Origin of the sequence: Methylobacterium indicum (assembly GCF_001043895.1) — a bacterium.
Lineage (GTDB): Bacteria > Pseudomonadota > Alphaproteobacteria > Rhizobiales > Beijerinckiaceae > Methylobacterium > Methylobacterium indicum.
The window spans coordinates 46,449-67,619 of the sequence record NZ_JTHF01000120.1 but is presented as its reverse complement, the minus strand read 5'-3'; the positions used below and the strand labels follow the sequence as shown (position 1 = coordinate 67,619).

The window sequence follows — 21,171 nt, the reverse complement described above, 5'->3', positions numbered from 1 at the left end:
CAGGCAGGCTTTTGTCCACGGCCGGACCGACTCCCCAACCCCCGCAGACCTGCTATACGCGGCACCATCTCCGGCACCGGGCGCGGGCCGCCCCGGCTGAACCGTCCGCCGCCCATGGCCATATCTCTCGAATGATCGCGATCCCGTCCGACCGTCTCGACGCCATCCTGGCCCGCCACGACATCGTCACCGCCACCCTCAGCGCCGGCGAGTCCGACGCGGAGAGTTTCGTGCAGCTCTCGCGCGAGCTCTCGGACCTCGATTCCGTCGTCGGGGCGATCCACGCCTTCCGGGCCGCCGAGAGCGCGCTGCGCGGCGTCGAGGAGATGATCGAGGAGGGCGATCCCGAGATGCGGGCGCTCGCGGCGGAAGAGAAGCCGGAGGCCGAGGCCGCCCGCGACGCCGCCGCGCGCGCGCTCCAGCTCATGCTCCTGCCCAAGGACGCGGCCGACGAGAAGAGCGCGATCCTCGAGGTGCGCGCCGGCACCGGCGGCGACGAGGCGGCGCTCTTCGCCGGCGACCTGTTCCGGATGTATTCCCGCTACGCCGACCTGAAGGGCTGGCGGGTCGAGGTCATCTCCGAGAGCCCCGGCACGATGGGCGGCTACCGCGAGGTGGTGGCCGAGGTGAAGGGCCGCGGCGTCTTCGCCCGGATGAAGTTCGAGAGCGGCGCCCACCGGGTGCAGCGCGTGCCGGACACGGAGACCCAGGGGCGCATCCACACCTCCGCCGCCACCGTGGCGGTCCTGCCGGAGGCGGAGGAGGTCGACATCCAGGTCAACGAATCCGACCTGAAGATCGACACGATGCGGGCGCAGGGCGCCGGCGGCCAGCACGTCAACAAGACCGAATCGGCGATCCGCATCACCCACGTGCCGAGCGGCATCGTGATCTTCGTCCAGGAAGAGCGCTCGCAGCACAAGAACCGGGCCCGCGCCATGGCCCTCCTGCGGGCCAAGCTCTACGACCAGGAGCGCAGCCAGAAGGATGCCGCCCGCGCCGCCGACCGCAAGTCGCAGGTCGGCAGCGGCGACCGCTCGGAGCGGATCCGCACCTACAACTTCCCGCAGGGCCGGGTGACCGACCACCGCATCAACCTGACCCTCTACAAGCTGGAAGAGGTGATCGCCGGCACCGCCCTCGACGAGGTGGTGGATGCGCTGATCACCGAGCACCAGGCGGCGCTCCTCGCCGCCGAGGGGATGGCGTGACCGCACTCTCCCCGGAATCGAGCCGGGTCGCGGCCCGGGCCCGGGTCGTCGACGCGCTGGCCGCCCGGGGCATCGAGACCGCCGCCCTCGACGCGCGCATCCTGGTCGAGGAGGCGCTCGGCATCACCGCCACCGACCTCGCTCTGCGCGGCGACGCGCCGATCGGTCCGGAGGGAGCGGAGCGCCTGACCGGTTTCCTGGCCCGGCGCATTGCCGGCGAGCCGGTGGCGCGGATCATCGGCGCCTGGGAGTTCTGGGGTCTGCCCTTCGCGCTCTCGCCCGAGACCCTGGTGCCGCGGCCCGACACCGAGACCCTGGTCGAGACGGCGCTCGGCCTCGGCCTGCGACCGGACGGCGCCCACCGCGTCGCCGATCTCGGCACCGGCTCGGGCTGCATCCTGGTGGCGCTCCTTGCCGAGTGGTCCCGGGCGCAGGGGCTCGGCCTCGATCGCTCGCTCGGCGCGCTGCGCACCGCCCGGGCCAATGCCCGCCGCAACGGCGTCGGCGACCGGGCGGCCTTCGCGGCCGGCGACTGGGCGGCGGCGCTCGCCGGGCCCTTCGACCTCGTCGTCGCCAACCCGCCCTACATCGCGAGCGCCGTCGTCGACGGACTGGCCGGCGAGGTTCGCGACCACGACCCGCGCCTCGCCCTCGACGGCGGGCCCGACGGGCTCGACGCCTACCGTACCATCCTGGCCCAGGTGCCGCCGCTGCTGGCGCCGGGCGGGCATCTCCTGGTCGAGATCGGCTACGACCAGGAGGCGGCCTTGTGCGGGCTCGCCGAGGCGAACGGCCTGAGTCCTCGGGTCCGGCGCGACCTCGCCGGGCATCCCCGCGTGGTGGCAATGGCGCCCTCGCGCGAGTCCTGACCCGATTTCGACAGATTTTTCCGCGCCTCCCGCCGCAAACTGGCCTGGACGACGCGCAAAATCGACTCGAAATCACTTGGCGAGGCCGGCCGAACCCGCTAACGTCCCAGGGTAGATCGTGAACGGTCCGGATATCACAGCCAGGCTCAGTTCTCAGGCGCGACATCGGGCGCGGACCTTCGGACGATCTTCCACCACCGGGCAGACCCATCAGCGCGTAGGCGGCCCGGTGACCCGCATCTGTGGATCGACGGCGGCCGGCGGTGAGACGCCCCGCGGTCGCACAGGGCACGGCGGACATCGCTGCGGAGACGACAAGGCCGGCAGACGGCCGCCGGATCCGCGGACGAAGGACCGCTCAGCGCGTGAAGTCCCGCCCTTCAAGTCGTCGAAGAGGGTCAGTCGAGACCGATGAGACCGAACCAGAACAGGCGTATGCGTGGTCGCAACCGCAGCAACACCAAGGGGCCGAACCCGCTGACCCGGGCCTACGAATCGAACGGTCCCGACGTCAAGATCCGCGGAACGGCCCAGCACATCGCCGAGAAGTACGCCCAGCTCGCCCGCGACGCCCAGGCGAGCGGCGATCCGGTGATGGCCGAGAACTACTTCCAGCACGGCGAGCACTATTTCCGCATCATCACGGCGGCGAACGAGCAGTATCGCCAGCAATACGGCGGAACCTACGGTCGCCCCGGCTTCGACGACGAGGATGACGGCGACGACGAGGGCGTGCCGACCAACGGCTACGCGGTTCAGGATCGTGGTCAGGATCGGAACCAGGAACGCGGCCAGGATCGCGGCCAGGATCGCGGCAACGGCAACGGCTACGCCCAGTCGGGCTACGGCGCCGCGGACGATTACGGCGATCCCGCCCAGCAGCCGCAGCCCTACGACAGCCGGAGCGAGGACCGTCCGTCCCGCTACGAGCGCCAGGACCGCTCCGAGCACCAGCGCCAGGACCGTCCCGACCGGCAGGAGCGCCGCGAGCGCTTCCAGCAGAACCGCCAGGATCGGCAGGACCGTCCCGAGCGCCAGCAGCGCGACCGTCAGGATCGCGGCGAGCGTCAGGATCGGCAGGACCGTCAGCCCCGGGCGGAACGGCAGGACTTCTCCCGCACCGAGCAGCCGCGGCAGGACGACGGTCGGCTGGATTCATCGCGACAAGCTTCGCCGAGACAAGATGCGGCAAGGCAGGATGCGCCCCGGCAAGAGGGCTACCGCGAGGGCGGCCGCTCCGAGTTCCGCCGCGAGCGCCGCCGCGAGGAGCCCCGCGCCGAGCCCGTCCTCTCCGCCGACGAGCCGACCGGCCTGCCGGCGTTTCTGACCACGCCGGTGCGGCCGGCGGCACCCGCGCCCGCTCCGGTCGAGGACGCCCCCCCGGCCCCTCCGGCCACGCCCGTCGAGGCGGCGGACGAGGCGCCTGCTCCCCGGCCGCGCCGTCGCCGCCGCACCCGCTTCGAAGGTGCCGAGGGCGGGGGCGAGCCCTCCGCCGAGCTCTTTCCCAAGCCCTCGGACGCCTCGGGCGAGTGAGCGGCAGTCCCGCTTCGTGAACGATCTGGAGCCGGTTTCCTCTCGGGGAAGCCGGCTCTTTGCGTTGGTGAAGGCGGTGTCGCCCCGTGCCGGGATCCGGCAGCGGCATTTTTTTGCGGCGCCGCATGTGGCGTTTCCCGCGCGCCCACCTACCTGCCGGCCTTGAAGCACGGGACGAACGTCCCTCGAGGCGGAGATCCCGCCGGGTCGTCCGAGGTGGAGCACAGCATGACTCATCATCCCGCCCTCGCGCAGGGCCGCGTCGCGGTCGTCACCGGCGCCGCGAGCGGCATCGGGCTCGCCGCCGCCAAGGCCTTTGCCGCGGCCGGGATGCGGGTGGTGCTCGCCGACCTCCCCGGCGAGGCGCTGGACGCGGCCTACCGAGCCGTCGCCGCGGTGGCGCAGGGTGCGGCGGAGGTCCGCGCGGTCCCGACCGACGTGGCCGTGCCCGAAGCCCTCGCGGCCCTCGCCCGCGAGGCCGCGGCCCTGGGCGAGGTGTCGGTCCTGATGGCGAATGCCGGGATCGAGGCCGGGGGCCGGTTCTTCTCCGATGCCGCGACCTGGCACCGCATCCTCGACACCAACCTGTGGGGCGTCGTCAACGCGCTCCAGGCCTTCGTGCCGGGCATGATCGAGCGGGGACGGCCCGGCGCGGTGATCGTCACCGGCTCCAAGCAGGGCATCACGACCCCGCCGGGCAACACGCCCTACAACGTCAGCAAGGCCGGCGTGAAGGTGACGACTGAAGCCCTCGCCCACGAGCTGCGCGAGGCCGGTTCCCCGGTGACCGCCCACCTGCTGATCCCGGGCTTCGTCTATACCGGCCTGACCCGGGCCCGCGGCGTGACCGAGAAGCCGGCCGGTGCCTGGACGCCGGAGGAGACGGTCGATTTTCTTCTCGACCGGATGGCCTCGGGCGATTTCTACATCCTCTGCCCGGACAACGAGACCACCCGCGAGATGGACGAGAAGCGCATGCGCTGGTCCTCCGACGACGTGATCCGCAACCGTCCGGCCCTCTCGCGCTGGCACCCCGACCACAAGGCGGGCTTTTCGGCCCATATGGAGGCGCCGCTGGAAGGCGGGAGCACCGGCGCGGACGAGGGGATCAAGGAGGCCGCGGCCACGCCGGCCTCGTTCTGACGCGCGGCGCAGACGCGAGACCGGACATTCCGGGGCACGGCGAGGGCCGCCTCGCCAGATTTCCGTAGCGTCCGGCCCGCGTCGGGCGCACAGACACACGCCGAATCGACAGGCGAGGGGGCCGGACGCGCGAGGCGACCGCCCTCAGGCAGGTAGGCCGGCCGTTCCCGTGCGGAGGATACGGCCGGCGAGAAGCGGGAGACCCGTCACCCGATGCACAAGATCATCCCCGTCGCCGCTTTCGACGCGGTCGTGTTCGGCGCCACCGGCGACCTGACGATGCGCAAGCTGCTGCCGGCGCTCTACCAGCGCTTTCGCGATCGCCAGATTCCCGGGGAGAGCCGCATCATCGCGGCGGCCCGCACCCATCTCGGCACCGCCGAGTACCGGGATCTCGCCGCCGAAGCGCTCGAACGCCACGTTCCGGCGGCCGACCGCGATCCCGCCACGGTGGCGAGCTTCCTCGACCATCTCCGCTACGTCGCGGTCGACGGGGCGGGGGACGACGGCTGGGACGACCTGGCGAGCCTGCTGGCCGAGCGCCCGGATCACGTCCGGCCCTACTACCTCGCCACTTCGCCGAGCCTCTACGGCTCGATCTGCCGCAACCTGAGCGCCCACGGCTTGATCGGCGAGCGCTCGCGGGTGGTGCTGGAGAAGCCGATCGGCCACGACCTCGCCTCGGCCCGCGCCATCAACGATCAGGTCGGCAAGGTCTTTCCCGAGAGCCAGATCTTCCGCATCGACCACTATCTCGGCAAGGAGACGGTGCAGAACCTGCTGGCGCTGCGCTTCGCCAACACGATCTTCGAGCGGCTGTGGAACGCCGACGTGATCGACCACGTCCAGATCACGGTGGCGGAGACGGTCGGGGTCGAGGGCCGCGGCGGCTATTACGACACGTCGGGCGCGCTGCGCGACATGCTGCAGAACCACATGCTGCAGCTCCTCTGCCTCCTCGGCATGGAGAGCCCGCTCTCGCTCGACGCCGACGCGGTGCGGGACGAGAAGCTGAAGGTCCTGCGGGCGCTCAAGCCGATTCCGGCCCACGAGGTGCCGATGCGGACCGTGCGCGGCCAGTACGTCGCCGGTGCGGTCAACGGCCAGCCTGTCGCCTCCTACGCCGCCGATCTCGGCGGGGAGGGCCAGAGCCTGACCGAGACCTTCGTCGCCCTGCGGCTCGAATTGATGACACCGCGCTGGGCCGGCGTGCCGTTCTACCTGCGCACCGGCAAGCGGCTGCCCCAGAAGGTGTCCGAGATCGTGGTGCAGTTCCGCTCCTCGCCGTTCAGCATCTTCTCCGACGAGTTCGCCCGCGAGCCGAACCGCCTGGTGATCCGGCTGCAGCCGCAGGAGGGCATCAAGCTCGAGGTGATGACGAAGGAGCCGGGTCCCGGCGGCATGCGCCTGCGCGCGACCGGCCTCGACATCTCGTTCGAGGAGACCTTCAACCAGCGCTACCCGGACGCCTACGAGCGCCTGCTGATGGACGTGGTGCGGGGGAACACCACCCTGTTCATGCGCCGCGACGAGGTCGAGGCGGCCTGGGCCTGGGCCGATACCCTGCTCAACGCCTGGGCCGACCGCCCGGAACCGCCGCGCCCCTATCCGGCGGGCACCTGGGGCCCGACCGCGGCCATCGCGCTGATCGAGCGCGACGGGCGCACCTGGTACGAGGATCTCGGCTGATCGCGGGCGGCGCGTCCCGATCGACCGCGGCGGGACCCAAGAAGCCGCCGGACCGCCCGCGCTTGATTGGAATGCATCCAAGATATCTCAGGGATCTCAAGGGCATGGCCACAAGTTTGGCCGTCCGGCGGCTTCCCTTCCGGCGTGCCTCGCTCTAGAGGAGCCGCGAGACAAAGGCCCGTCCGCGCCCCGGCGCGGACCGGCGTCGAGGAATCCATCATGTCGCCCTGCCGCCTGCCCCTCGCCAGCCTGCTGGTCCTCGCCGCGATCCTCGCGGGCCCCGCCCGCGCCCAGGAGGAGCCCGCCGGCGAGGCACCGGCGGCGGAGGCGCCGCACAAGCCGGCTCCCAAGCCCGTGCGCCGCGCGGCGCCCAAGCCCGCGCCTGCCCCGAAGGCGGAGGCCGCCCCCGCGCCGGTGACGGCGCCGACCGGGGCCTGGCCCAACGGCGCCAGCGCGGTGAGCGAGGTCTACGGCGACTGGACCATCAGCTGCACCCGCGAGAACGAGAAGCGGCAGTGCCAGCTCTCGCAGGCGCAAGGCGTGGCGCAGACCGGCCAGCGCCGGTTCAGCATCGAGCTCAACCCGCCGCAGGAGGGGCGCAGCAACGGCCTCCTCCTGATGCCGCTCGGCCTCTCGATCGAGCCCGGCGTGACCTTCAAGCTCGACGACGCGACGCTCGGCAAGGGCGCGCCCTACACCTCCTGCGTCCAGGCCGGCTGCATCGTGCCGATCAGCTTCCCGACGGTGGCCACCGACGCGATGAAGACCGCCGTCAACCTGCGCGTCACCGGTACCAAGCCCAACGGCGAGGCCGACACCATCACGGTGCCGCTCGCCGGCTTCGCCGCCGCGCTCGCCCGGATGTCCCAGCTTTTGAGCTGACATCTTCACGGCCTGGTCACGCTTGGGCGGCAGGCTTCCGGCATGAGCATCGATTCCGCCTCCCTCGCCGCCGTCGCCGTGGCCCAGCACGGCGCCACCTACAGCCAGCAGGTCGCGACCGCCGTGACCCGCCAGCAGCTCGATGCCGAGCGCAGCGTCGCCGCCTTCGTGGCCGAGACGGCCAACATCCCGGCGCCGCCTCCGCCCGGCCAGGGACAGATCCTCGACGTGAGCGTCTGAGCCTCACCGATCGCCCCGCTGCCGCCCGGCGCATCAGCCTCTGCCTGCCCCTGAGGCAGGCCGGCACGATCTTCGATCCGGCGTTGCCGTCGCACATCCATCAAACACTGGCACGAAAGCTGCCTTCCACCCCGCAGGCTGGCCTCACGGCCCGCGGGGCAACGACGCCCGAGCCTTGGACAGGGATGTCCGACAGACGGAGGAGCGCGATCGGGCCGCGAGGCTCTTGAGCGATCCTCACCCTGAAGCGCGTCGAAGACCCCCCGCGGGGGCTATGCGTGAGGCTCGTCCGATGGCCAGTTTCAAGACCGTCATGAAATCGGGGCACCCCCCGACCCTGTTCGCGGCATTCCTGTATTTCGATTTCTGTTTCGCGATCTGGGTGCTCAACGGTGCCATGGGCCCGTTCATCACCGAGCATTACAAGCTCACGCCGGCCCAGACCGGCTTCATGATCTCGCTGCCGATCCTCGCCGGCGCGATCATGCGGTTTCCCCTCGGCGTGCTCGCGCAGTATATCGGGCGCAAGAACGCCGCGATCACCGAGATGTCGCTGATCGTGCTGGCGATGGCCTACGGCTTCCTGCTGGTGCATTCCTTCACCGACGTGCTCGCCATGGGCGTGCTGCTCGGCATCGCCGGCGCCTCCTTCGGCGTGGCGCTCTCCCTCGGCTCGGGCTGGTTCCCGGCGGAGCACAAGGGCTTGGCGATGGGCATCGCCGGGGCCGGCAACTCGGGCACCGTGCTCGCCGTGCTGTTCGCGCCGCCCCTCGCCCAGGCCTATGGCTGGCAGGCGGTCTACGGCTTTGCCGGACTCGTCATGCTGATCCCGCTCGTCGTCATGATCGTCTTCGCCCAGGAGCCGCCGGACCGCGAGCACCAGAGCTTCAGGGAGCACGTCTCCTGCCTGTTCGAGAAGGACGGCTGGGCCTTCAACCTCGTCTACGTCATCACCTTCGGCGGCTTCATCGGCCTGTCGAACTTCCTGCCGACCTTCTTCTACGAGCAGTTCGCCGTCACCAAGATCGAGGCCGGACGGCTGACCATGCTGGCCGCGCTGATGGGATCGGGCATCCGCATCCTCGGCGGCTACTTCGCCGACCGGATCGGCGGCATCCTGGTGCTGACCGTGGTGCTGCTCGCCGCCGTCGGCTCGTTCCTGGCGCTCACCGCGGCGCCGACGCTCCTCGTCACGACGATCCTGTTCATGTTCTGCTTCGCGGCGCTGGGCGCCGGCAACGGCGCGCTCTTTCAGCTCGTGCCCCTGCGCTGGCCGACCAACACCGCGGTGGCGGGCTCGATGATCGGCGAGGTCGGGGCGCTCGGCGGCGCCATCCTGCCCAACGCCATGGGCCTGTCGAAGCAGTATACCGGCGGCTTCGCGGCGGGCTTCCTGTTCTATGCCGCCTTCACGGCGATCGTGCTCGGCGGCCTCGCCCTGTGGTCGCGCCGATGGGTCGGGGTCTGGGTCGGTCCCCGCGGCAAGGCCCTGGCCGCTGCCGGAGAGGCCGCGCCCGCGCCGGAGGAAACGATCGGCGGCGTCCAGCGCGCCTGACCTAGAGCGCTTCACGATCGCGTTGCAATCGCGAAGCTCTCTAAGTCTTTGTTTTGCCGCATTTTCTTCGACGAACCGGCATCCACTTCGTCGGAAAATGCTCTAGACGACATCGCGCCCGTCGCTCACCACGCGGGCGAAGACCAGCACGTCGACCGCCGCCGCCCCGCCGCGCAGGAGCGCCCGGGCGGCGGCGTTCGCCGTCGCGCCGGTGGTCAGGACGTCGTCGACGAGGAGGACCCGCTTGCCGAGGAGCCGGGGACGGGCCGCGTCCGGCACCCGGAAGGCGCCCTGCAGATTCTCCGCTCGCGCGGCGCGGGTGAGTCCGACCTGCTGGCGGGTCCGCCGCACCCGGGCGAGCAGCTCCGGCGCCATCGGGACGCCGCTGCCGCGGGTCGCGGTCCGGGCCAGCAGGGCGGCCTGATTGAAGCGTCGGCGCCACAGCCGCCAGCGCCAGAGCGGGACCGGCACCGCGAGATCGGCCTCCGCCAGGAGTTCCGCGCCGGCCCGCGCCATCATCGCACCCATCGCCCCGGCGAGATCGAGGCGATCCTCGTATTTCAGGCGTTGCACCAGCCGCCGCGCCGTGGCGTCGTAGCGCGCCACAGCCCGGGCGCGCTGGTAGACCGGCGGATCGGCGAGAGCGGCCGGCGAGAGCAGGCCGGGGGAGCCGAGATCGACGGAGAACGGCGTCCCGAGCCGTTCGCAATAGGGCCGTTCGATGAAGCGCATCTCGTGCCAGCACGCCGCGCAGAGCGCGTGTGGCACCGCCGTCGCGGCTCCACAGGCGATGCAGCTCGGCGGATAGACGAGCCCGACCACGCCCCGGATGACGACGCCCGGCACCCTTGCCAGTCGGTGCGGCGTGATCACCATCGGCCGATACCGGCGGCCACGATCTCTGACGGGGCTGTGGTCTCACGCGTGATCATGGTCGGGCCGATCGAGCGGGGGCCGGGACAGGCGACATTCTGCTCTCGTCTCGCGCCGTGATCGAGCGGGCCGAGCCCCTCGCTCTGCGACGAATGTCGCCGGCGGTGCGGGCGGAGGAGCTGGCCGGCCTGTACGGCTGCGGAAGCCGAGAATCGACCGAGATCGTCGATCGGATGGCACGTACCGCCTGATACGCGGCCTCGACGCGGCCCCGTCCCGTCGCCGTCACAGATCCGGCAACTCGTCGTGGTGCATCAGCAGCACGTCGGTGACGGCCGCGAGCTTGCGGGCGGCGGGCGTGAAGCCGGCATTCGACACGACCGCCGCGTGGTCGGCGTTCCAGTAGCTGCGCGCCGACACCACCTCCTGCACGGCGCCGTTTCCGACCGGCTTCGCGTAGCGCTTGCACTGGACGACCAGCCGTATGCCGTCGCGCTCCGCCACCACGTCGGCCCCCTGGTCGCCCGCCGCCTTGGTGGTGTGCGCGTCCCACCCGGCGCGTTCGAGCAGGGCCGCGCAGAAACGCTCGTAGGCGAGCCCGTCCTCCGGCGGAGCATCTCCCTCGTCCGGCAGCGCGACGCTCAGGGAGGCGGCCTCGACGATGGCCAGGATCTCGTCGTAGCGCGCCTCGATCAGGTCGCCGTAGCCCTCCGCCTCCAGGCGCGGCAGCACCGTGCGCTCGGCGAAGTAGCTGCGCTCGCGCAGCCAGCCGTCGAGAATCTCGTTGCCGTAGGGGTCGACGTAGCTCTCCTGCCGGCGGCGAAGCGCCAGGGTCTCGCGGTGGCGCCGCGCGATCGCCCGGACCCGGCGGCGGAAGCGGCCCCCGCGCCCGAGCCGGTGCAGGACCAGCACCAGGACCACGAGCCCGGCGACCAGGAGGGCCTTGGGCCCGAACCACAGGCTCGCCGCGCCACCGGCCAGGAGAGGCCAGAACAGGCGGTCGGCAAGGCTGGAGGAACGACGCATCGAAAGAACCTCGCGCCGCAGGACGCGGCCGGATGATCCGGACTGTCGCGGGACCGCGTTGTCCCCAGCCTAAGGCCCCTCCCGTCCCCGGCGTCATCCACAGCAGAACGCGGGTGGCCCGGCCGGGCACCGCCGAGACGCGGCCTCACGCGAGCGTGTCGAGGCGAGGCCTTCGCGGCGCTTGCATCCAGGCCGCCGCACGGCCGATCCTGGTGCTCCGCCGGGGTGTCCTCGGGCCGGCGCAGGGGAGTCCCCGGATGAGGTCACGCGTCGCTGCGCTTCTCGCCTGCCTCCTCGCCGCGACGGCGGTCGGTCCGCCGGCGCGGGCCGGGGATTCCTCGGTCGAGGTCGATGTCGCCCTCGTGCTGGCGGTCGACGTGTCCCTGTCGATGACCGGCGACGAGCAGGCGGTGCAGCGGGAGGGCTACGTCGAGGCGTTCCGCAACCCGGCCATTCACCAGGCGATCCGCCAGGGCATGGTCGGCCGCATCGCCGTCACCTATGTCGAATGGGCCGGGGTCGGCAGCCAGCGGGTCGTGGTGCCCTGGACGCTCATCGCCGGCCCCGAGGATGCCGCGGACTTCGCCGAGCGGCTGGTTCAGAGCCCGCCCCGGCGCTCGACCTGGACCTCGATCGCCAGCGCGATCGATTTCTCCGTCGGCCTTCTCGCCGGCAGCGGCTTCGAGGCGACGCGGCGGGTGATCGACGTCTCGGGCGACGGACCGAACAACCAGGGCCGGTCCGTCACCCGGGCCCGGGACGATGCGGTGGGACAGGGGATCGTCATCAACGGCCTGCCGCTGATGATCCGCGAGCCGAGCGGTCCCTGGGACATCAAGGACCTCGACCTCTATTACCGCGATTGCGTGATCGGCGGCGGCGGCAGCTTCATGGTGCCGGTCCGCGAACGCGACCAGTTCGCCGCCGCCATCCGCACCAAGATCATCCGCGAGGTGGCCGGGCGGGAGACCGGTCCGCTGATGCAGCGGGCCCAGGGAGAGCCCCGCGCCAACTGCCTGATCGGCGAGCGGCCCAATCCGGACTGGGATTGAGCGGCGTCGAGATACAACCTCAAGTGGTATATTGCGGAGGAGCGCCGCCGCGACGGCTCATCCCTCGCCGTTGCGCAGGGATTTGCGCCGCTGCTGCCCGAGCCCCATGGTCTTGGCCAGTTCCGAGCGCGCCGCGGCGTAGTTGGGCGCCACCATCGGGTAATCGGGCGACAGATTCCAGCGGGCGCGGTAATCCTCCGGCGTCATTCCGTAGCGACTGCGCAGGTGACGCTTCAGCGACTTGAATTTCTTGCCGTCTTCGAGGCACACCAGGTAATCCGGCATGATCGATTTCTTGATCGGGACGGCCGGCGTCAGCGGCTCTGCTTGCTCGGCCTGTTCGCCGTGATTGAGGCTGCCCAACGCGGAATGGACCGAGGCGATCAGGACGGGCAGTTCCGCCACCGGCAACGAATTGTTGCTCACGAAGGCTGCCACGATATCCGCCGCCAGCTGGATGTGGTTGGTCGGCGCCTCGTTCTCGTTCATCGCGTAGTCCTCTGCTCCGGGTCGATCGGTGAGACGCTCGGGCAATCCTGCCTCAGGACCCTGATGCCGCAGGACCGACCCGCCTTTGCTTCCGCGTGCAACTATGGCGTCGGCGTCGGAACCGCAAGGGAAAAAGAAGCAATCTTCCCCTGGCAGGATCTCCGGTCGGTAGTCTTCTGCGGGACGATTCGCAGCCGACGCTGTGCTGATTTCAGCGACGGCAGCCCTTCCGTCCATCTCGTGCGAGTCTGAGGCTCAGGCCGTATCCTCTTCGGATTATACCGTTTGGGTGTATCGTCAACTTTTAGACATCGTGATTGTAACACCGTTGTTGCAAGACGAGGGTCCGTCAGGGGCAAACGCCCACCCCCACTCTCGAACGGGTGGCGCACCAACCACAAGGTGTCGATCGCGGACACGAATGGTTACCGGGTGATGAAAGTCTTCACGATTGGGTTATGCACGACTCGATCGATGCCGAAACGCTCCCTGTCTGCGTTTTCCCGCAGGATCACGATCCGCCGCAGGTTGTCGCGCGCGATGAAACCTTCGGCGAACGATTAAATCAGTCGTGACGAAGCCCGCTTCGGACGCGATCGGGCGTCCGGAACAGTCGGATTGGGCCCCTGGCGACGAGCCGGGCAGGCGAGATCCTTGGATCGATTATCCGACGGCCGCGGGTCCGGCCGCATTTCAGGCGAGCGGCCGGCCGGCCGGTTCGATGGCCGCGACGGTGAGCGCCTGGTCGCGCCCGCGCACCGCATGCTCGCCGAGCGGGCGCGCCCGCACGCCTTCGGGCAGGCGCGGCAGCTTCGCCAGGAGGTCGCCGGAGATCAGCACCGGCGCGTCGAGGGTGCGGCACAGAGCCTCAAGCCTGGCCGTGACGTTCACCGCGTCGCCGAAATACGCGATCTTGTGCCGGTCGACCCCGATCTCGGCGGTGACCACCGGGCCGCCATGCAGGGCGGCGCGGATGCGCGGCACGGTGCCGAACCGCTCCTGCCAGGCGGCCGCGTCCCGGGTCAGGCTGTCCTGGATCGCCAGGACGCAGGCGACGCAGCGGGCGGCCTGCAATCCACGGGCCATCGGCCAGGTGATCATCGCCATGTCGCCGACGAAGTCGTCGGTCGAGCCCTGGCAGCGCCGGACCGGCTCGGCCAGGGTGGCGAAGACCGCGCTGAGGAAGGCCTGGGTCTTCAGCGCCCCGTGCGTCTCCGCATAGGCGGTGGAGCCGACGACGTCGACGAACAGGAAGATCCGCTCCTCCTCGACCGGCCGATGATAGCGCCCGACCAGCAGGTTCACGAACACCTCGGCGCCGATGAGGTCGCGCATGCGCACCACGAAGACGAGCAGCGCCGAGACGGCGAGCGCGTAGACCAGCACCCGCAGCGAGGGCACCACCGCCTCCGCGAAGGGCTCGGCGCTCAAGCCGGTGCTCCACACGATGATGCCGCCGATGGCGTGGCCGAGCGTGATCATGCCCACATAGGCGAGCTCGGCGATCGGCACGTAGAGGAAGGTCGGCAGGCGGCGCAGCCGCGCCTGCAGCCGCGGCAGCAGGGTGCCGCGCTCCATCAGGAGCGCGCAGGCGCCGATGAATACGCCGTGGATCGCCGCGACGAGCGGAATGCCGTTCTTGAACAGCGCGTCGTAGAGCAGGCCGGCCCCGGCGCTGAGCGCGAGGATCCCGATCCAGAACCAGGCGTGCTGCGGGATCGGCAGCCGCAGGGCGCGCCAGAACTCGGCCGCGCGGGCCGCGAGCCCGACGGAATCCGGCTCCCCCGATGAGCGGTGGTCGACGGGGCCGGCTGCGGGCACGATGGCGCTCTCCTGCGCCGTCGGGCTCGGGGCAGGCCCGCGGCGTCAGGGCAGTTCAACCGGGATTCGTGCCGATTTGAGGGCACCGGCGGCACGGGGCTACAGATCGTCGCCGCCTTCGCCCATGCGCGATCCGCGAAGCGTCAAAAAACGCGTCCGCACCCTCGCGAAACCCCCTCGAGAAACCCCAAGGGCTTCTCGAAACCTAGGGAACTCTTGGCTTGACCATGGCGTTTTGAAGCCCGGAACAGTCCTCGAACCCGGAGCCTGCAATGTCCCTTCGTCTTGCCACTCTCGCGACGCTCGCGGCCCTGGTCACCGTCCCGGCGCTGGCCGACGACGTCACGGTGATCCGTCGCGATTCGGCACCGGTGGAGCGCAACACCGTCATCGAGAAGCGGTCGGTCGAGTCCACCGGCTCGGTCGGCGGCTGCGAGACCAAGACCGTCAAGAAGACCAACGAGTACGGCGACAGCAAGACCGTCCACAGCGAGCGCTGCGACTGACCGTATGAGTAAGGGGCGGTCCCTCGCGGGCCGCCCCTTCGTCCTTCCCGCTCGCGGCGCGCGCCCGATCCGGTACGAGCGCCGCGCGAGGGGCCGTTCGGTGTAGCGACTTACTTGAGCAGGCGAGCCAGCGTCTTGCCGGCCGGGCTCTTCATCTCCTTGGCGTCGAGCGTGCCGTCGTTGTCCGGGTCGGCAGCCTTGAACAGGCTCTCGGCGAGGGCGACGTACTCGTCCTTGGTCAGCGTGCCGTCGTTGTCCGGATCGGCTTTCATCAGCTGCTGGCGGCTCAGGCGGCCCTTCAGCTCCTTGGCGTCGAGGGTGCCGTCGGCATCCTTCTCGAGCGTGTCGAACACCGCGGCGGCGGCAGCCTTCACCTCGGCGAGGTCGATCGTGCCGTCCGAATCGGTGTCGACGGCCGCGATGGTGCGGTCGGCCTTCGGCTTGGCCTCGGCGGAAGCCGGGAGCGCCAGCGGCGCGGCGAGCAGGGCGGTGAGGAGGAGGGTGCGGTTCAGCATGGGAGGTCTCCGGCGCGAGAGTCGTCGCCCACCCTCTCTAAGAGAGTGGGTCGGGATAATCTGGCAAAAGGATACCTAACCGTTGCGGGAAGCTTTGCAACCCCGTCTGACGCAGGGGAGGGTCACGCTTCGAGCCTTTCCGCCAGGATCTTGTCGACCCGGCGCCCATCCATATCGACGACCTCGAACCGCCAGCCACCCCGCTCGAATCCGTCGCCGGCGGTGGGAATGCGTCCGAGCTGGAAGATCACGAAGCCGGCGAGCGTCGAGAAGTCGTCGGTATCCGGCCGCTCGGTCAGGCCGAGACGCTCGAATGCTTCGACGGCCGGCATCATCCCGTCGATCAGCAGCGAGCCGTCCTGGCGCTCCACCACCATCGGCTCCTCGTCGTCGGTCTCCGGAATGTCGCCGGCGATCGCCTCGAGGAGGTCGGTCTGGGTGACGATGCCCTCGAGGTCGCCGTACTCGTCGACGACGATCGCCATCCGGACGGGCTTGGCCTTGAAGGTTTCGAGCACCCGCAGGATCGGCATGCCCTCGTGGACGACGATCGGCTCGCGGATGATCGCGTCCAGCGTGATCGGCGCCCCGTCGAGGAGTTGGTTGAGCACGTCCTGCTTGCGCAGCACGCCGACGATCTCGTGGATCTCGCCGCGGCTCGCCACCAATTGCTCGTGACGGCAGGCGCGGATCGTCTCCAGCACCGCCTCGCGCGGGTCCTCGATATCGATCCAGTCGACCTCGTGGCGCGGGGTCATGATGTCCCGCACCCGCCGCTCGCCGATGCCGAAGATACGCTGCACCGCCGCCTGCTGGGCCTCCTGGATGAGCCCGGCCTCCTGGCTCGCCGCGACCAGCAGCGACAATTCGGCGGTGGAATGCAGCGAGCCCTCGCCGGAGCCCGGCTGCAGGCCGCACAGCCGCAGCACGCCGTTGCCGAGCCCGTTGAGGAACGAGATCGCCGGGCGGAAGACCAGCAGGAACAGCCGCAGGGGGCGCACGATGGCGAGCGCGGTGCGCTCGCTGCGCTGCAAGGCCAGGCTCTTCGGCGCCAGCTCGCCCAGCACGATGTGCAGCGAGGTGATGACCACGAAGGAAAAGACCACCGCGATGGCGTGGGCGCCGGCCGTGCTGACGCCCTGCGGCAGGAAGGCGAGCAGCGGCTCGATCAGGTGGGCCAGGGCCGGCTCGCCGACCCAGCCCAGCGCCAGCGACGAGATGGTGATGCCGAGCTGGGTGGCCGCCAGGTGCGAATCGAGGCTGTCGACCGCCCGCTGGAGGGCACCCGCATTGGTGCGCTTCTCGGCGACGAGCTCCTGGACCCGGCTGCGCCGGACGGCCACGAGGGCGAACTCGGCCGCGACGAAGAACCCGTTCGCGAAAACGAGGAACACGATGGCGAACAGGCCGAGGCCCGTCCCCCAGGGACTGTCGGAGAAAATCACCGCCTCCCGTGGCGCGACCGGCCGCTCCCGGGGCGGGGCGTGGCCGGCCCCCTCATAGCAAGTCTGCTCCCCGGAGCCTATCCGTCCGATGCCCGATCCGGCCGCTCCTCCACGGGCGATGCCGCCGCGGAAGGCCCGCGGGAAGACAGTGGACGCCCTCTGCCATCCCGCGGCGCAACATCTGGCCTCGTCCCGCGGTTTCTGCTAGGCGCCGGCAAAGATCCTGCGCCGGCTCAGGCTTCTTCCCTTGTCGGGGATCTCCGCCGCGCCGCGCTCAACGACCGAAAGACCCGGTTCATCATGGCGAGCGACCTGTCCCGCATTTCCCGTGCGCTTCTCTCCGTGTCCGACAAGACCGGGCTGGTGGAGTTCGCCCGCGCGCTCGCCGCCCGCGGCGTGACCCTGGTCTCGACCGGCGGCACCCACCGGGCGCTGACCGAGGCCGGCCTGACGGTGACGGAGGTCTCCGACCTCACCGGTTTCCCCGAGATGATGGACGGCCGGGTCAAGACCCTGCATCCGGGCGTGCATGGCGGGCTGCTCGCGATCCGCGACAACCCCGAGCACCAGGCCGCCATGCTGGCCCACGGCATCGCGGCGATCGACCTCCTGGTCGTCAACCTCTACCCGTTCGAGGCGACGCTCGCCGCGGGCAAGCCGGCGGCCGAGTGCATCGAGAACATCGATATCGGCGGCCCGGCGATGATCCGCGCGGCGGCCAAGAACCACAAGGACGTCGCCGTGGTGGTCGACGTCGCCGATTACGATTCGGTTCTGGCCGACCTCGACGCCCATGACGGCGCCGTCACCTTCGCGACCCGTCGGCGGCTGGCCCAGAAGGCCTATGCCCGCACCGCGTCCTACGACGCCGCCATCTCGACCTGGCTCGCCGGCGAGATCGAGGCCGCGCCCGAGACCCAGACCTTCCGGGCCCTCGGCGGGACGCTCGCCCAGGGTCTGCGCTACGGCGAGAACCCGCACATGAAGGCCGCGTTCTACCGCACCGCCGGCGCCCCGCGCCCGGGCGTGGCGACGGCGCGCCAGCTCCAGGGCAAGGAGCTGTCCTACAACAACATCAACGATACCGACGCCGCCTTCGAGGCGGTGAGCGAATTCGATCCCGCCCGGACCGCCGCGGTGGTCATCGTCAAGCACGCCAATCCCTGCGGCGTCGCGGAAGGCGCCGACCTGATCGAGGCCTACGAGCGGGCGCTGCGCTGCGACCCGGTCTCGGCCTTCGGCGGCATCGTCGCGCTCAACCGCACGCTGGATGCGGAAGCCGCGAAGAAGATCGTCGAGGTCTTCACGGAAGTCATCATCGCGCCCGACGCCACCGAGGAGGCGGCCGCGATCGTCGCCGCCAAGAAGAACCTGCGCCTCCTCACCACCGGCGGCGTCGCCGATCCCCGAAGCGCCGGCCAGGTCTGGCGCACGGTGGCGGGCGGCTTCCTGGTCCAGGACCGCGACAACGCTGTCGTCGACGACATGCCGCTCAAGGTCGTGACCAAGCGCGCCCCGACCGAGGCCGAGCTGTCGGACCTGCGCTTCGCCTTCCGGGTCGCCAAGCACGTCAAGTCGAACGCGATCGTGTACGCGCGTGACGGGGCGACGGTCGGCATCGGCGCCGGGCAGATGTCGCGGGTCGATTCCTCCCGCATCGCCGCCTGGAAGGCCGCGGAAGCCGCGAAGGCCGCCGGGCTCCCCGAGAGCCTCGCCCGCGGCGCGGTGGTGGCCTCCGACGCGTTCTTCCCCTTCGCCGACGGCCTGCTGGCGGCGGCGGAGGCCGGGGCCACGGCGGTGATCCAGCCCGGCGGCTCGATGCGCGACGACGACGTGATCCGCGCCGCCGACGAAGCCGGCCTCGCCATGGTGCTCACCGGCCACCGCCACTTCCGGCACTGACGGGACACGCGCCGGCCCCTCGATCGGGGGTCGGCCTTCCCCTGTCGGCCCGTTGACCGACGGGCCGGCCTCGGCCAAGCCTCGCCGCGACGACGGGCGGGACTGCGACGAATGCGGCTGGACGAACATCCCTTGCGGGCCCGGGTGCTGGCGGAGGTCCATGCCCGGCCGTTCACGCCGGTCAAGACGCCCCGCCGCTTCCTGCACTACGCCTTCCTGACCGACGGCGACGCGGCCGCCGCCGACCGGGACGCGCTGGAAGCCTATTGCACCGGCCTCGGCCATCCCGGCCCGGCCTTGGGCGCCAAGCAGCACCGGGTGATCTTCTCCGGCGCGATCCTGCGCTGGGAGAGCCACAGCGAGTTCACCACCTATACCTGGGAATTCGGCGACGCCCAGGGCCAGGCCTTCCAGCCCCAGCCCGACGCGATCGAGGGCGCGATGGGAGAGGTGGCCCAGCCCGGCCCGCTCCTCGTCGCGGTCGACCTCCACCTCCTGCCGGCGGTCGACGGGGGGCTGCCGGCCGATGTGGTCTCGGGCTTCAACGCCGCTTCCCTGGCCATGGCGGAGGCGGAAGGGGGCGCGGCGGTGATCGCCACCGACTTCCAGCCCGATCCGCACGGCTACGTCCGCATCGTGGTGGCAGACCGGCGCCTGAGCCGGCTCGGCGCCGGCACCCTGGTCCAGCGCCTGCTCGAGATCGAGACCTACCGCACGCTGGCCCTCCTGGGTCTGCCGGAGGCGCAGGCCCTGGGGCCGACCATCCGGCGGATCGAGACCGCGCTGCCGCCGCTTATGGAGGCGATGCGCTCCAGCGAGGGGTTTTCCGAGAACCACGCCCTCCTCGACGAGCTGATCGGGCTCGCCGCCGAGCTCGAGGCCGGGGCCTCGCGGGCGATGTACCGCTTCGGCGCGACCCGGGCCTACGACGAACTGGTGCGGCTGCGCCTCTCTTCGTCGGGGGAGCACGCGCTCCCGGGCCAGACGAGCTGGTCGGTCTTCCTCGCCCGGCGCTACAACCCGGCGATCCGCACCTGCACGACGATCGCCGAGCGGCAGGACCTGCTCTCGCGCAAGCTCGCCCGGGCGGCCCAGATGCTGCGCACGCGGGTCGACATCGACCTGGAGCGCCAGAACCAGGCCCAGCTGCAATCGATGAACGACCGGGTGCGGCTGCAACTCCGTTTGCAGCAGACCGTCGAGGGCCTCTCGGTCGCGGCGATCACCTATTACGTCGCGAGTCTCGTCCACCACGTGCTGGAGGGCCTGCACCATGCCGGTGTCCCCGTCGATGCGACGGTCGGGACGGCTCTGGCGGTACCGCTGGTGCTGGTGGGGGTGTGGTGGACGGTCCGGCGCATCCGGCGGATGCACGCGGAGCCGGGACATTGAGTGGTAGGACCGTTTCCCACTCTACGGGACGGTATTCTCCGCCGCGATCCACGTGATGGCCGCTCCATGCGGATCGGTCCAAGCGATCGGCTTCCGGTTGACCGTCATGAGAAAGCGGCCGCCGCCCGGATCTCCGATGCCCGCCGACAGATCTGGCATCACGCGCGGAGATTCGTTGCAGATCCAGTAAGGTGACAAAGCCGTCACCTCGTTCGCAAAAGCCTGCCGCGTCGCATGATTCGGCACATAGGCCAGCACGGCCGTATGGAAGACTACCAGCGTCGCATCGGCGGGCGCTTGCCGGCAGAGCGAGGTGAGGGCACCACCGATCAGGTTGCCTTCGACAATACGAGGTCTCTGGACGGCGGCGATGCGCAGGGCGTCGCGCAGACCGGCCAGCCGCTCCGTACGCTCTGGCCAGACGAGCGTTTCGAGCCAGGATGACTGTTCGGGATCGCCGGCGTCCAGCGGGTTCAAGTCCAATCCCGCTCGCCAGACGATCCGCGGCATCCGCGAAGGGATGGGCGTCGAAGGACTGACGGTACATGTAAAGACCGGAAAGGTGCCGTCGCCGACCTCTGGCCTGAGTACACCTGAACCGAAATCGTAGCCGTAGAAGTCCGGGAGCAGGCAGAGGCCTGCGGAGGCTCCGACCTCGATAAGGGCCAGCGGCTGCGGCAGCCGAGCCAGGATCGGCAGCAGCAGCGCGCATCGCGCCGGCTCGTTGGTCTGCGTCGAGCACGACAATATTAGCGCTCGGACAGCTGGGACGTTCTCAAGCAGGCGGCGCCGAAAATCTCCGAAATCATCGGGCGTGCCGGCAATGGAACGGACAGCCGCGAATAGGAGGTTCGGCTGCTGCTTGCCCAGCGGAAGAGTCGAGAGAAAGTCGAGGATCTGCTTCTCGTACGCGACGCCTCGGGCCAGAGCCTCGTAAAGCGCCGATCGCCCCCTCGCTTCATCGTCCGCGAAGCGGACGTAGCGCTCGGAGAGGTTGCGATGAATGGAGTGGGTGGAAGCCACGGCGC

General features: G+C 70.4%; 19 protein-coding genes. 12 read left to right on the top strand and 7 right to left on the bottom strand.

Translation table 11 applies throughout. From position 1 onward, the window contains the following. Positions 1 to 131 precede the first annotated feature (131 nt). The 8 genes from prfA to QR78_RS14885 all read left to right on the top strand — a co-directional run bounded on the left by prfA (position 132) and on the right by QR78_RS14885 (position 9,122). The gene (prfA, locus tag QR78_RS14920; RefSeq protein ID WP_048428325.1) at positions 132 to 1,211 is read left to right on the top strand and encodes a peptide chain release factor 1; all 1,080 of its coding nucleotides are present in this window, start codon (positions 132 to 134) and stop codon (positions 1,209 to 1,211) included. Beyond that, complete coding sequence (gene prmC, locus QR78_RS14915; RefSeq protein ID WP_048428324.1) at positions 1,208 to 2,080, top strand: peptide chain release factor N(5)-glutamine methyltransferase; 873 nt, start codon at positions 1,208 to 1,210, stop codon at positions 2,078 to 2,080. The genes prfA and prmC overlap by 4 nt, the downstream gene beginning before the upstream one ends. Before the next feature lie 435 nt (positions 2,081 to 2,515). Continuing rightward, on the top strand, positions 2,516 to 3,613 hold the full coding sequence (locus QR78_RS14910; RefSeq protein WP_048428323.1) for a DUF4167 domain-containing protein: 1,098 nt from the start codon (positions 2,516 to 2,518) through the stop codon (positions 3,611 to 3,613). Positions 3,614 to 3,841: 228 nt separating this feature from the next. After that, complete coding sequence (locus QR78_RS14905) at positions 3,842 to 4,756, top strand: SDR family NAD(P)-dependent oxidoreductase (protein ID WP_082172141.1); 915 nt, start codon at positions 3,842 to 3,844, stop codon at positions 4,754 to 4,756. A gap of 213 nt (positions 4,757 to 4,969) precedes the next feature. Beyond that, complete coding sequence (gene zwf, locus QR78_RS14900; protein ID WP_048428322.1) at positions 4,970 to 6,445, top strand: glucose-6-phosphate dehydrogenase; 1,476 nt, start codon at positions 4,970 to 4,972, stop codon at positions 6,443 to 6,445. 219 nt (positions 6,446 to 6,664) lie between these two features. Beyond that, positions 6,665 to 7,327 carry an invasion associated locus B family protein gene (locus QR78_RS14895; RefSeq protein ID WP_048428321.1) on the top strand — a complete coding sequence of 221 codons (663 nt, stop codon included), beginning with the start codon at positions 6,665 to 6,667 and terminating at the stop codon, positions 7,325 to 7,327. A gap of 42 nt (positions 7,328 to 7,369) precedes the next feature. Then, complete coding sequence (locus tag QR78_RS14890; protein WP_048428320.1) at positions 7,370 to 7,567, top strand: putative motility protein; 198 nt, start codon at positions 7,370 to 7,372, stop codon at positions 7,565 to 7,567. Positions 7,568 to 7,859: 292 nt separating this feature from the next. Then, complete coding sequence (locus tag QR78_RS14885; protein ID WP_048428319.1) at positions 7,860 to 9,122, top strand: MFS transporter; 1,263 nt, start codon at positions 7,860 to 7,862, stop codon at positions 9,120 to 9,122. A gap of 102 nt (positions 9,123 to 9,224) precedes the next feature. Here QR78_RS14885 and QR78_RS14880 read toward each other — a convergent pair whose 3' ends face one another. Both QR78_RS14880 and QR78_RS14875 read right to left on the bottom strand, forming a co-directional pair. Then, complete coding sequence (locus QR78_RS14880) at positions 9,225 to 9,998, bottom strand: ComF family protein (RefSeq protein ID WP_048428318.1); 774 nt, start codon at positions 9,996 to 9,998, stop codon at positions 9,225 to 9,227. 282 nt (positions 9,999 to 10,280) lie between these two features. Further along, entirely contained in the window at positions 10,281 to 11,021 is a 741-nt protein-coding gene (locus tag QR78_RS14875) for a restriction endonuclease (RefSeq protein ID WP_048428317.1), read from the bottom strand. Positions 11,022 to 11,278: 257 nt separating this feature from the next. Here QR78_RS14875 and QR78_RS14870 point away from each other — a divergent pair, with 257 nt between their 5' ends. Next, entirely contained in the window at positions 11,279 to 12,073 is a 795-nt protein-coding gene (locus QR78_RS14870) for a DUF1194 domain-containing protein (RefSeq protein WP_048428316.1), read from the top strand. A 57-nt stretch (positions 12,074 to 12,130) separates the two neighbouring features. On the opposite strand, the gene QR78_RS14865 is transcribed toward QR78_RS14870, so the two are convergent. Together QR78_RS14865 and QR78_RS14860 are read right to left on the bottom strand one after the other, a co-directional pair. Then, on the bottom strand, positions 12,131 to 12,562 hold the full coding sequence (locus tag QR78_RS14865; RefSeq protein ID WP_048428315.1) for a Ros/MucR family transcriptional regulator: 432 nt from the start codon (positions 12,560 to 12,562) through the stop codon (positions 12,131 to 12,133). Positions 12,563 to 13,255: 693 nt separating this feature from the next. Further along, positions 13,256 to 14,287 carry an adenylate/guanylate cyclase domain-containing protein gene (locus tag QR78_RS14860; RefSeq protein WP_179945869.1) on the bottom strand — a complete coding sequence of 344 codons (1,032 nt, stop codon included), beginning with the start codon at positions 14,285 to 14,287 and terminating at the stop codon, positions 13,256 to 13,258. Between the two features lie 368 nt (positions 14,288 to 14,655). On the opposite strand from QR78_RS14860, the gene QR78_RS14855 reads away from it, so the two are divergent. After that, positions 14,656 to 14,889, top strand: a complete 234-nt coding sequence (locus QR78_RS14855; protein ID WP_048428314.1) for a hypothetical protein — start codon at positions 14,656 to 14,658, stop codon at positions 14,887 to 14,889. Positions 14,890 to 14,999: 110 nt separating this feature from the next. Here the strand turns inward: QR78_RS14855 and lanM are convergent, their stop codons facing one another. Continuing rightward, the gene (gene lanM / locus QR78_RS14850) at positions 15,000 to 15,404 is read right to left on the bottom strand and encodes a lanmodulin LanM (RefSeq protein ID WP_048428313.1); all 405 of its coding nucleotides are present in this window, start codon (positions 15,402 to 15,404) and stop codon (positions 15,000 to 15,002) included. Positions 15,405 to 15,526: 122 nt separating this feature from the next. Continuing rightward, positions 15,527 to 16,849 carry a hemolysin family protein gene (locus tag QR78_RS14845; RefSeq protein WP_048428312.1) on the bottom strand — a complete coding sequence of 441 codons (1,323 nt, stop codon included), beginning with the start codon at positions 16,847 to 16,849 and terminating at the stop codon, positions 15,527 to 15,529. 300 nt (positions 16,850 to 17,149) lie between these two features. Here QR78_RS14845 and purH point away from each other — a divergent pair, with 300 nt between their 5' ends. Both purH and QR78_RS14835 read left to right on the top strand, forming a co-directional pair. Further along, positions 17,150 to 18,751 (top strand): bifunctional phosphoribosylaminoimidazolecarboxamide formyltransferase/IMP cyclohydrolase, encoded by a 1,602-nt coding sequence (gene purH, locus QR78_RS14840; RefSeq protein WP_048428311.1) that lies wholly within the window; start codon positions 17,150 to 17,152, stop codon positions 18,749 to 18,751. 111 nt (positions 18,752 to 18,862) lie between these two features. Continuing rightward, positions 18,863 to 20,143: a DUF3422 family protein gene (locus QR78_RS14835; RefSeq protein ID WP_048428310.1), complete on the top strand. Its 1,281-nt coding sequence runs from the start codon at positions 18,863 to 18,865 to the stop codon at positions 20,141 to 20,143. Between the two features lie 21 nt (positions 20,144 to 20,164). On the opposite strand, the gene QR78_RS14830 is transcribed toward QR78_RS14835, so the two are convergent. Continuing rightward, a complete protein-coding gene (locus QR78_RS14830) occupies positions 20,165 to 21,166 on the bottom strand; it encodes a DUF2332 domain-containing protein (protein WP_244278482.1) in 1,002 nt (333 codons plus the stop codon). Between the last annotated feature and the right edge of the window lie 5 nt (positions 21,167 to 21,171).